Raw genomic sequence first — 9,596 nt, forward strand, 5'->3', positions numbered from 1 at the left:
GGCAGCGTCAGATGTTTATAAGAGACAGGGTTCGATGTGGTTTGTCGCGCAGTTCCCCGCGCCCCTGACGGGGCGCGACTGACCGGCCTCCCGGGTGTTGCCCTGGAGGCCGGTGTCGTGGGGAGCTCAGTGGTTGACGCCCAGGTTGCCGAAGGCCGGGTTCAGGACGCCGATGACGTTCACGGAGTTGCCGACCGCGTTCACGGGGACGTGGACCGGAGCCTGGACGAGGTTGCCGGAGACCACACCCGGCGAGCCGATGGCCTTGCCGCTCGCGTGGGCTCCACCGTCGGTCGCGGAAGCCATACCGGCACCGGCGGCAACCAGGCCACCGGCCACGAGGGTGACGGCAGCGGCCTTCTTCAGGTTCTTCACTTCTCAGTCCTCCTTGGCGATCACCGCGGCAAGTCGCCGCAGCACGCACTGAAGAACGGCCGTGGCCTCGGCGAGGATGCGCCATCCGGGGGACACTCACACGACGGTATGAATCTCAGCCCGGACCGTAACTTTCTGACTTGCCGTTCATGTCATCAATCACACTGGTCATCCCGTCACACCGTGGCGTACCGCCCACAGTGCGGCCTGGGTGCGGTCCGCCAGGTCCAGCTTCATCAGGATGTTCGAGACGTGGGTCTTGACCGTCTTCTCGGAGAGGACGAGGGCTCGGGCGATCTCGCGGTTGGAGCGGCCGTCCGCGATCAGGCCCAGCACCTCGCGCTCGCGTTCCGTGAGTGAACCGCCTCGGCCCTGGCCCGAGTTGGCCTCCTCCTGCGAGAGGAGTGCGCCGGCGACCTCCGGCTGGAGCAGGATGTGCCCGGCGTGCACCGAGCGGATGGCGCCCGCGAGCGCGTCGGGGTCCACGTCCTTGTACACGTACCCGGCGGCGCCGGCGCGGAGGGCCGGGACCACCGTGCGCTGCTCGGTGAAGCTGGTGACGATCAGCACGCGCGCGGGGTTGTCGAGTTCGCGGAGTTTGCGCAGGGCCTCGACGCCGTCCATGCCCGGCATCTTGACGTCCATGAGGACGATGTCGGGCTTCAGTTCCTCGGCGCGGGCGACCCCTTCGGCGCCGTCGGACGCCTCGCCCACGACCTCGATGTCGTCCTGCACCTCCAGGAAGGTGCGCAGGCCGCGGCGGACCACCTGGTGGTCGTCGACGAGCAGCACCTTGATTGCGTCAGCCACCGGGAACCTCCATCTCGATCGTGGTGCCCTTCCCGGGCGCCGATTTCACGGTCAGGCGGCCGCCGACCCCGCTCGCCCGGTCGCGCATGGAGACCAGGCCGAGGTGGCGTCCCGCGCGGCGTATGGACGCCGGGTCGAATCCGCTGCCGTCGTCCGTGACGCGCAGGACCGCCGCGCCGTCGTGCCGCTCCAGGGCCACGTCGACCCGCTCGGCCCCCGAGTGCCGCAGCGCGTTGTGCAGGGCCTCCTGGGCGACGCGGAGCATGGCTTCCTCCTGCGCCGCGGGCAGGGCGCGGACACCGCGGCTGGCGAAGGCCACGCGCGCGCTGTGGGCGCGGTCGAGGACGTGGACCTGGGTGCGCAGGGTGGCGACGAGGCCGTCCTCGTCGAGGCCCGCGGGGCGCAGCTCGACCACGGCGGCGCGCAGTTCGTCCGCGGCCTCGGCGGCGAGCGCGGCCACCTGCTGGAGCTCTCCCTTGGCGCGGCCGGGGTCGCGGTCGACCAGGGCCGCCGCGGCCTGCGCGGTCAGGCGCAGGGAGAAGAGCTTCTGGCTGACGGCGTCGTGCAGTTCGTGGGCGAGGCGGGAGCGCTCCTCGGCGATGGTGAGCTCGCGGCTGCGTTCGTAGAGCCTCGCGTTCGTCAGGGCTATCGCGGCGTGCTGGGCGAGGATCGACAGCAGTTCCTCGTCCTCCCCGGTGAAGCCGCAGCTGCCCTCTGGCTTGGGGCACCTCTTGTTCGCGAGGAACAGGGCGCCGATGACCTCGTCGCCGTCGCGGATGGGCAGGCCCAGGAAGTCGGCCAGCTCGGGGTGGGCGCTCGGCCAGCCCTCGAAGCGGGGGTCCTCGCGCACGTCGGCCAGGCGCTCCACCTTCGCCTCGTGCAGCATCGCGGCCAGGATGCCGTGCTGGCGCGGGAGCGGGCCGATGGCCTTCCACTGCGCGTCGCTGACGCCGTCGACCACGAACTGGGCGAAGCCGCCGTGGTCGTCGGGCACGCCCAGCGCCGCGTACTCCGCGTCGAGCAGCTCGCGCGCGGAGGCCACGATCGTCTTGAGGACGTCGCGCACCTCAAGATGCCTGCTCATGGCCAGCAGCGCGGAGCTCACCGCGGCGAGGCCGGACCGTGGACCTTGGCTCATGACCTCACGGTACCCGCGGGGTGTGACACCGCGGATCGGGCCTGTGACGGCCCCCGCCTCGGCCGCGGGACCTAGGGCGAAGGGCCCTGGCGCATTGCGGCCCGCGTACGAGGCGGCCGGTGTGGCGCGGTTCCTAGGTTGAAGGCGTCCGCCGGGAGCGGCGGTCATGGGACGAGGGGACCGATGTCATGGCTGTAGCGATCATCACGGGGGCTTCGAAGGGGCTGGGGCGGGCGCTCGGCGCCGCTCTGGCGGAACGTGGCTGGGACCTGGTGCTCGATGCCAGAACGGCGGACACCCTCCAGGAGACGGCGAAGGAGCTGTCGGCGTACGGGACCCGTGTGGAGGCCCTGGCGGGGGACGTCACGGACGCCGGTCACCGGGCCGACCTGGTGGCGGCGGCGCGCCGGCTGGGCGGTGCCGACCTGCTGGTGAACAACGCGAGCGCCCTGGGCGCCGAACCGCTCGTACGGCTGGACGAGCTTCCGCTGGAGGGCCTGCGGCGGGCGCTGGAGGTGAACGTGGTCGCCGCGCTGGGTCTCGTCCAGGAGGCGCTGCCGCTGCTGCGGGCGTCCGGAGCGGGCACGGTCATCGACGTCAGCTCGGACGCGGCCGCGGAGGCGTACGAGACGTGGGGCGGGTACGGGGCGTCGAAGGCGGCGCTGGATCATCTGTCGGCGGTGCTCGCCGAGGAGGAGCCCGGGCTGCGGGTGTGGGCGGTCGATCCCGGGGACATGGGCACGGATCTGTACTCGGCGGCCGTTCCGGACGACGACGATCCGCGGCCGGAGCCGGCCAGTGTCGTGCCGGCCTTCCTGCGGCTGATCGACGAGCGCCCGGCCAGTGGCCGCTACGGTGCGCCGTCCCTGCTGGAGGGTCGATGACGACCGCGGTGAGCGTTCCGGAGGAGCTGTCGGCGCGGGTGCCGGCCGAGCAGCGCGGCCCGGGCCTGGACCGGGACGCGGTGCGGCTGCTGGTGTCGCGCGGCACGGAGGTGTCGCACCACACGTTCGTGGAGCTGCCGCGGCTGCTGCGGGCCGGGGATCTGCTCGTCGTCAACACCTCGCCCACGCTGGCGGCCGCCGTGGACGGTCACGTCGGGCACGCGCGCGTGGTGGTGCACTTCTCGACGCGGGGTGACGACGGGCGGTGGGCCGTCGAGCTGCGCGATCCGGACGGGACGGGCACCACGCGCGCGCGGGCGGGCGGGCCCGCGGGAACAGAGGTGTGCCTGCCGGGGGACGTACGCCTGGTTCTGGAGGAGCCGCTGAGTACGCACGGTGCCCGGCTGTGGTGGGGGCGTGTGTCGGCCCCCGCGGGGCGGGACGTCCTGGGGCTGCTGCGGGAGCACGGGCGGCCCATCCGGTACGCGTACACGGAGCGGGAGCAGCCGCTGTCGGCGTACCAGACGGTGTTCGCGCTGCCGTCGGACGACGGGGCGGGCAGTGCGGAGATGCCGAGTGCGGCGCGGCCCTTCACCGCGCGCATGGTGGCGGAGCTGGTGAGCCGGGGCGTGCAGTTCGCGCCGGTCACGCTGCACACGGGGGTGGCGTCCGCCGAGGCGCACGAGCCGCCGTACCCGGAGCGCTTCGCCGTACCGGAGGCTTCGGCTCGGCTGATCAACGCGGCGAGGGCGGGGGACGGCCGGGTCGTGGCGATCGGTACGACGGCGGTGCGGGCCGTGGAGTCGGCGAGCGGGCCCGACGGGGTGGTGCGGCCCGCGGAGGGCTGGACCGGTCTCGTGGTCACCCCCGAGCGAGGGGTGCGTGTGGTGGACGGGCTGCTGACCGGACTGCACGAGCCGGAGGCCTCGCATCTGCTGATGCTGGAGGCGGTCGCGGGCCGGGCGGCGATCGGCCGGGCGTACGAGGAGGCGCTGCATGGGCGTTACCTGTGGCACGAGTTCGGTGACGTGCACCTCCTTCTCCCCGCTGAGGAGCCTCACACAGCGCATTGCTGCAGCAACTGCTGGTGAGACGATCACGGGCGCGATGTGAGCCCGCGCATAGGGCGCGCATCACGTACGAAGTTCCCTAGGAGTAGCAAAAGGGGCATATGAGCGGGACAGACGTACCTATCTGTCCCGTTTTGTCGTTCCGCAGTCCACTACCCCGGGTCGTACGTCACACCTTTGCCAGGGCATTTTGCGGCCGCTAAGAATTGCTCTCGTCGCTCGGCGCCGCGGTTTCTCCCGCGGCGCTTGTGCTGGAACACCGAGACCCCCACCGGCCTCAGAGCGACCTCCCCGAGCTATTCGAAGAGGTCAATCAGCATGCCCAAGTTCACCACCATCGTCGGTCGTAGCCGTGCCCTGCCCAAGGCCCACAAGCTGTCGCTTGCCGGTGTCGCGGGCCTCGGAGCCGCCTCAGTCGCCCTCACTCTGGTGCCGGGTGGCGGGCAGGCCTCCGCAGCGGCGGACAAGGCCGTACCCGCCGCTCAGGTGGTGGCCGGCCAGCAGCAGGCCAAGGACGTCAAGGCCGCCGTCACCGACCAGCTCGCCAACGCGACCGTGAAGGCCGAGGCCGCCAAGAAGAAGGCCGCGGACGAGGCCGCCGCGAAGAAGAAGGCCGAGCAGGAGCGCGCGAAGAAGGAGGCCGCGAGCCGGTCCGCCAAGCGCGTCCCCGTCAAGGCGATCGCGGCGAAGACCTACCCGAACAACCTCGACGGGTGGATTCGTGAGTCGCTCGACGTCATGAAGAAGCACGGCATCCCGGGTTCCTACGACGGCATCAAGCGCAACATCCTGCGTGAGTCCTCCGGCAACCCGAAGGCCATCAACAACTGGGACATCAACGCGATCAACGGCATCCCCTCGAAGGGCCTGCTGCAGGTCATCCCGCCGACCTTCAAGACCTACCACGTCCCCGGCACCTCCTGGGACATCTACAACCCGGTCGCCAACATCACCGCCGCCTGCAACTACGCGGCCGACCGGTACGGCTCCATGGACAACGTCAACAGCGCGTACTGAGGCCGGCGCGGACCTCTCTCCGCGAAGAAGCGGAACGTGAACGCCGAGGGGCGGCACCCTCCTGACGGGGTGCCGCCCTTCGGGCCGTACGCGGGCGACTACTTGCGCATGACCTCCGGCTCGTGACGGCGCAGGAAGCGGGCCACGAGGATGCCGCAGACCACGCCGATGGCGACCAGGGCGGCCATGTCCAGGGCCCAGACGCCGACCGTGTGGTCCCACAGCGGGTCGGTCGCGGTCGGGTCGTCCTTGTTCGGGTTGACCAGGTTGAAGTCCAGCGTGGCGCCCGCGGCGGCGACCGCCCAGCGGGACGGCATCAGGTACGAGAACTCGTTGACACCGACCGAGCCGCTCAGCGTGAAGAGGCAGCCGGTGAAGACGACCTGGATGATGGCGAACATCACCAGCAGCGGCATGGTCTTCTCGGACGTCTTGACCAGCGCGGAGATCACCAGCCCGAACATCATCGAGGTGAAGCCGAGCGCCATGACCGGAAGGCAGAGCTCCAGCTTGGTGAGGGTGCCGAGGACCAGGCCCTCCGTGGGGACCTCGCGCGCACCGAAGCCGATCCCGCCCACGATCAGGCCCTGGACCATGGTGATCATGCCGAGCACGATGACCTTGGACATCAGGTACGCCGAACGGGACAGACCGGTCGCGCGCTCCCGCTCGTAGATCACTCGTTCCTTGATCAGCTCACGGACGGAGTTGGCCGCGCCGGCGAAACAGGCACCGACGGCGATGATGAGCAGGACGGTGGTGGCCGTGCCGTTGGGCACGCGCAGACCGTTGGCGCGCGGCTCGTTGGGCAGCAGGGTGTTGCCGGAGTCGATGAGCAGGCTGACCGCGCCGAGCACGGCGGGCAGGATCAGCATCAGGGCCATGAAGCCCTTGTCGGACGCGATGACCGACACGTACCGCCGGACCAGGGTCATCAGCTGCGAGCCCCAGCCCTGCGGCTTGGGCGGGCGCATCTGCTGCGGCGGAGGCATGTGGACGGACTGCGGGGCGACGGCGTCGATGTCCGCGGCGTACATCTGGTAGTGCTGCGAGCCCTTCCAGCGGCCCGCCCAGTCGTAGTCGCGGTAGTTCTCGAAGGCGGAGAAGACGTCGGCCCAGCTGTCGTAGCCGAAGAAGTTGAGGGCCTCCTCCGGCGGACCGAAGTAGGCGACGGCACCGCCGGGCGCCATCACGAGCAGCTTGTCGCACAGCGCGAGCTCGGCCACCGAGTGGGTGACGACGAGGACCGTACGGCCGTCGTCGGCGAGGCCGCGCAGCAGCTGCATCACGTCGCGGTCCATGCCCGGGTCGAGGCCGGAGGTCGGCTCGTCCAGGAAGATCAGCGACGGCTTGGTGAGCAGTTCCAGGGCCACGGAGACGCGCTTGCGTTGGCCGCCGGACAGGGACGTGACCTTCTTGTCCTTGTGGATGTCCAGCTTCAGCTCGCGCAGCACCTCGTCGATGCGGGCCTCGCGCTCCTTGGCCGTGGTGTCGGCGGGGAAGCGCAGCTTGGCCGCGTACTTGAGGGCCTTCTTGACGGTCAGCTCCTTGTGCAGGATGTCGTCCTGCGGGACCAGACCGATGCGCTGACGGAGCTCGGCGAACTGCTTGTACAGGTTCCGGTTGTCGTAGAGGACGTCGCCCTGGTTGGCGGGGCGGTAACCGGTGAGGGCCTTCAGCAGCGTCGACTTGCCGGAGCCGGACGGGCCGATGACCGCGATGACCGACTTCTCGGGAACACCGAAGGAGACGTCCTTCAGGATCTGCTTGCCGCCGTCGACCGTGACGGTCAGGTGGCGTGCGGAGAAGGAGACCTCACCGGTGTCGACGAACTCCTCGAGACGGTCGCCGACGAGACGGTACGTGGAGTGACCGACGCCGACGATGTCGTTCGGGCCGAGCAGTGCCGAGCCGCCCTTGGCGATCGGCATACCGTTGACGAACGTGCCGTTGTGCGAGCCGAGGTCACGGATCTCGTAGCGGCCGTCGGGCGTGGCGTGGAACTCGGCGTGGTGGCGCGAGACCTGGAGGTCGGAGACGACCAGTTCGTTGTCCAGCGCGCGGCCGATGCGCATGACGCGGCCGACGGCCATCTGGTGGAACGTGGTCGGGCTGCGGTCGCCGTAGACCGGCGGCGCCCCCGCGACACCACCGGGTCCCTGCTGTCCGTAGCCGTCGGCCGGACCCTGCTGGTGCGGGACCTGCGCCTGCTGCGGCTGCTGCCAGCCCTGCTGCGGTGCGGACTGCGGCGGCGCGGACTGCTGGGCCACCCACCCGGGGTTCGCGCCCTGGGCCGCGTAGGGCTGCTGCTGGGGCTGTGCCTGCGGTGCGGCGACGGCGGCGGCCGAGCCGGTCAGGCTCAGGCGTGGGCCGTCGGTGGCGTTGCCGAGGTGCACGGCCGAGCCGGAACCGATCTCCAGGTGGTGGATCCGCTGGCCCTGCACGAACGTGCCGTTGGTGCTGCCGTGGTCCTCGATCACCCAACTCCGGCCGGTGAAGCTGATCGTGGCGTGGCGCCACGAGACCCTGGCGTCGTCGAACACGATGTCGCCCTGCGGATCACGCCCGAGCGTGTATGCCCTGGACGGGTCGAGCGTCCAGGTTTGTCCATTCGATTCGAGTACGAGTTCCGGCACTCCACGCCCCACTGAGTTGTCCCCCGAGATAACCCCCAACACAGGGAGTCTAGGGATGTCGAACATCGGGGGGAACTATTTCAGGCTCGGCCCCCTGACTGAAAGCCGGGCCTTGTGAAGCGAGCGAACGAGGGCATCGACTGGTCCCGTTGACGGGGTTGAAACCCGGCCGGAGAGTGGTAATCCGACGCGAGGTGGACATCCGCGGTGGAACGCCGCGGCTCGGATCGGGGGGTCTGACCATGAGCATGGGTACCTCGCAGCAGGCCAGGAGCGTTCCTTGGGGTGACGTCCTGCTCTCCGCGATCACCGCCGTGAGCTGGGCATTGATCGGCATGGCGGGGACGGCCGCGCTCGGGCTGCATCTGCTGGAAGCGGATTCGGCGGGCTCGCTCGGGCCGATGACCGCCGCTGCTGTGGCCCTTGGTGCCGGTGGTTCCGTCACTCCATCGGGTGATGTCTCCGTCTTTGGCCTGGAAGGAGCGGAGGCGACCACCGCCATACAGATCTCGCCACTCGGGGTGGGTCTCGTGGGGGCGGTCCTGCTGTCGTGGCTCTTCCTGCGGTCCTTGCGCGGGGCGGGAGTTGTGATCGCGCCCGCCGAACTCCTCGCACGCGCGGGCGCGGTGATCGTGCTGTTCGTCGCCATGCTGGGCGGGCTCGCCTGGGCCGGCCACAGCGTCATCACCCTCGACGGCGGGTCGCTCGGGCTCGGCGACATGCCCGGCGGGGACCAGTTGGGCGGCGTCGAGGTGCCCGGACTCGGCGACATCGGCGGGCTGTTGCCGGACCGGCTGGGCGACCTCATGGACGCAAAGGCGAAGGTCGGCTTCACGGTGGACACCGCGCCCACACTGCTCGGCGGTCTGGCCTGGTGCACCGGGGTCCTGGTGATCGCCCTGCTGGCCTCGCGCCGCACTCCCCTGCCGCCCGGCTGGGACGCGGTGCACAGGGTGGTACGACCCGCCGTGTCCGCCCTGGTCAGCGTGTTGCTGGTGGCGGTCGCCGCGGGGTTCGCGGCGGCGGCGTACGCGGCGATCAGTGACGACAACCCCCGGCGGATCGCGGGCGCGGCCCTCGTCGGTGCGCCCAACGGCGTCTGGCTCGGCATCCCGATCGGCCTCTTCGTACCGTGGCACGGCAAGGCCACCGGTGACCTGGCCAAGGTGCTGCCGGATCCGCTCGACGACCTGTTGCGCGTCGGCTCCGACCAGCCCGTCACACTGGGCCGACTGGCCGAACTGGACAGCAGGGTCTGGCTGCTGGGCGTGGCGGCCGCCCTCATGATGCTGTTCGCGGGGGTACTGACCGCCGTGCGTACGCCTTTTGTACGGGAATCGTCCACCGTCGTGGGGAAGCAGACCGGCACGAATGGGCCAGGCGGGGGTCCGCTCGCGTTCGCGGGGCGCTGCGCAGTTCGGCTCGGTGTCGCGACGGCACTGGCACTGCCGCTCCTGGCCTGGTTGACCGAGGTGTCCCTGGACGCCTCGCTGTCGGTGCTCGGCTTCGACGCGTTCGGGGCGGGGATGGAGCTCCGCGGGAACCTGGGGATGGCGCTGCTGCTGGGCGCGCTGTGGGGAGTGGGCACCGGGGCCGCCGGGGCGTTGCTCGCGTGCGCGAGCGGTGCTGCGGGACGGAGCGCCTCGCCGTGGGCACGGGGTGACGT

The 9,596-nt window shown here is 70.6% G+C and carries 8 protein-coding genes; 4 read left to right on the forward strand and 4 right to left on the reverse strand.

Going from position 1 to position 9,596, the window contains the following annotated elements:
- Positions 1–126: 126 nt before the first annotated feature.
- From chpE to FNH08_RS35060, 3 genes are all read right to left on the reverse strand, one after another.
- On the reverse strand, positions 127–375 hold the full coding sequence (gene chpE / locus FNH08_RS35050) for a chaplin ChpE (protein WP_322726002.1): 249 nt from the start codon (positions 373–375) through the stop codon (positions 127–129).
- A 168-nt stretch (positions 376–543) separates the two neighbouring features.
- Positions 544–1,185: a response regulator transcription factor gene (locus FNH08_RS35055; protein WP_322726003.1), complete on the reverse strand. Its 642-nt coding sequence runs from the start codon at positions 1,183–1,185 to the stop codon at positions 544–546.
- Positions 1,178–2,323, reverse strand: a complete 1,146-nt coding sequence (locus FNH08_RS35060; RefSeq protein ID WP_152775559.1) for a GAF domain-containing sensor histidine kinase — start codon at positions 2,321–2,323, stop codon at positions 1,178–1,180. The genes FNH08_RS35055 and FNH08_RS35060 overlap by 8 nt, the downstream gene beginning before the upstream one ends.
- 188 nt (positions 2,324–2,511) lie before the next feature.
- On the opposite strand from FNH08_RS35060, the gene FNH08_RS35065 reads away from it, so the two are divergent.
- From FNH08_RS35065 to FNH08_RS35075, 3 genes are all read left to right on the forward strand, one after another.
- Positions 2,512–3,207, forward strand: coding sequence for an SDR family NAD(P)-dependent oxidoreductase (locus FNH08_RS35065; protein WP_152775560.1), 696 nt, complete (start codon positions 2,512–2,514; stop codon positions 3,205–3,207).
- Positions 3,204–4,298, forward strand: coding sequence for an S-adenosylmethionine:tRNA ribosyltransferase-isomerase (locus FNH08_RS35070; RefSeq protein WP_152775561.1), 1,095 nt, complete (start codon positions 3,204–3,206; stop codon positions 4,296–4,298). The genes FNH08_RS35065 and FNH08_RS35070 overlap by 4 nt, the downstream gene beginning before the upstream one ends.
- A 297-nt stretch (positions 4,299–4,595) precedes the next feature.
- Positions 4,596–5,294 (forward strand): transglycosylase SLT domain-containing protein, encoded by a 699-nt coding sequence (locus FNH08_RS35075; protein WP_152775562.1) that lies wholly within the window; start codon positions 4,596–4,598, stop codon positions 5,292–5,294.
- Positions 5,295–5,392: 98 nt separating this feature from the next.
- On the opposite strand, the gene FNH08_RS35080 is transcribed toward FNH08_RS35075, so the two are convergent.
- The gene (locus tag FNH08_RS35080) at positions 5,393–7,930 is read right to left on the reverse strand and encodes an ABC transporter ATP-binding protein/permease (protein WP_322726004.1); all 2,538 of its coding nucleotides are present in this window, start codon (positions 7,928–7,930) and stop codon (positions 5,393–5,395) included.
- Between the two features lie 242 nt (positions 7,931–8,172).
- On the opposite strand from FNH08_RS35080, the gene FNH08_RS35085 reads away from it, so the two are divergent.
- Positions 8,173–9,596: streptophobe family protein (locus tag FNH08_RS35085; protein ID WP_152775564.1), on the forward strand; the 1,424-nt coding region annotated here is incomplete at its 3' end.

It is taken from the genome of Streptomyces spongiae, from assembly GCF_009377185.1.
Classification (GTDB): Bacteria; Actinomycetota; Actinomycetes; order Streptomycetales; family Streptomycetaceae; genus Streptomyces; species Streptomyces spongiae.